This is a genomic window from Burkholderia sp. ZZQ-2 (assembly GCF_050768715.1).
Taxonomy (GTDB): Bacteria; Pseudomonadota; Gammaproteobacteria; order Burkholderiales; family Burkholderiaceae; genus Burkholderia; species Burkholderia cepacia.
This window is the reverse complement of sequence record NZ_LDVA01000227.1, coordinates 1-1,518: the sequence shown is the minus strand read 5'-3', so window position 1 is coordinate 1,518 and position 1,518 is coordinate 1. Positions and strand designations below refer to the sequence as shown.

Below are 1,518 nucleotides of genomic sequence, written 5' to 3'. Positions count from 1 at the left end.
GGGCGCGGCGCGGTGTCGTGCCCGCGCGCCTGCACGATTTCGTCGGAATCGTGCGCACTGGCGTCGTCCGGTGCGGGAGCGGCCACGTCGTGCCTGTCCGGTTCGTCGTGCTGCGCGGCGACCTGGGCCGCGGCTTGCCGCCAGGCCAGGTCGACGCCGCGCCACCAGCCGGCCACGGTCGGCAAATCATGTGTCGACGTCGTCGCGATCGCGTCGCGGTCCCACTCGGACGGCTGCCGGAACGCGCCGCCCGCGTCGCGCTCGAACCACAGCACGCGCATGCCCGCGACCCCTTGCGCGCCGAGCCGTTCACGAAACCCGGCGGGCACCGTGCCGAGATCCTCGCCGATCGCGAGCGCGCGGTGGCGGGCCGCCTCGAGCGCGACGAGCCGCATCAGATCGTCGACCGGATAACGCAGGTACGCGCCGTCGCGCGGCGAGCCGCCGTCCGGCACGATCCACATCCGCGCGAAGCCGAGCACGTGATCGATGCGGATGCCGCCCGCGTGCGCGAACGCCGCGCGCAGCAGCTCGATGAACGGCACGAAGCCTTCCGCGCGCAGCGCGTCCGGCGTCCAGGTCGTCACGCCCCACGCCTGGCCGGCCGCGTTGAACAGGTCGGGCGGCGCGCCGAGCGACACGCCGCGCAGCAGCGTCGCGCCGTGCGCCCACGCGTCGCTGCCCGCGCGATCGGAGCCGACCGCGAGATCGGCGATCAGCCCGGTGGCCATGCCCGCGCGGCGTGCCGCATGCTGCGCGTCGCCGAGCGCGCGCGCGGCGCACCATTGCAGGAACGTATGGAACGCGACCGTATCGGCATGCGTGTGCGCGAATGCGTCGACTTCCGCCGATGCCGGGTCGCGCCACGGCGCCGGCCACTGCCGCCAGTCCGCCCCGAGCCCGTGTTCGAGGCAGAACGCCTGCAGCGCATCGAAGCGCGCATGCGCGTCGAGCGCCGCGCCGCCCGTCGCGCGAAACCGCTGGAACGCGTCGCGCGACGGGGCGTCGTCGGCGCGCCACGCGTCGAAGCACGCGCGCAGGCGGCGCAGCTTCAGCGGCAGCACGTGCGGCCAGTCGATCAGCGGCGCATCGGCTGCCGCACCGGCTACGTGACGCACGGCCTCGGCGCCCGGCACCGCGTCGCAGTCGAGATACGCGACGTTGTGCCAGCGCCGCGACGACGGCGAATACGGGCTGTCGTGCGCGGGCAGCGCCGGATAGCCGGCGTGCGTCGGGCTGATCGCCACCGCCTGCGCGCCATGCCGCGCCGCGCGCGCGGCCAGCCGCGCGAGCGCGGTGTAGTCGCCCGCGCCGCCGTCGCCCGCGCGGCGCAGGCTGTAGAGCTGCGCCGCGATGCCCCAGCGGCTGCCCGCATCCGTTGCACGCGTGTCGAACGGGGGCGTGTGGGGCGGCGCGATCGTCAGCCCGATGCGCCGGTCGCCGACGTCGAGCGCGTGGTAACCGGGCATCGCGAGCGGCGGCAGCGCGCGGTGCGCATCCACGCGCCCGTCGATGTGT

General features: G+C 75.6%; 1 protein-coding gene. It reads right to left on the bottom strand.

The window, feature by feature from the left end; all coding sequences use genetic code 11:
• The coding region (gene malQ / locus ABY44_RS15350) for a 4-alpha-glucanotransferase (RefSeq protein WP_431641376.1) at positions 1 to 1,518 on the bottom strand (1,518 nt) is incomplete at both ends.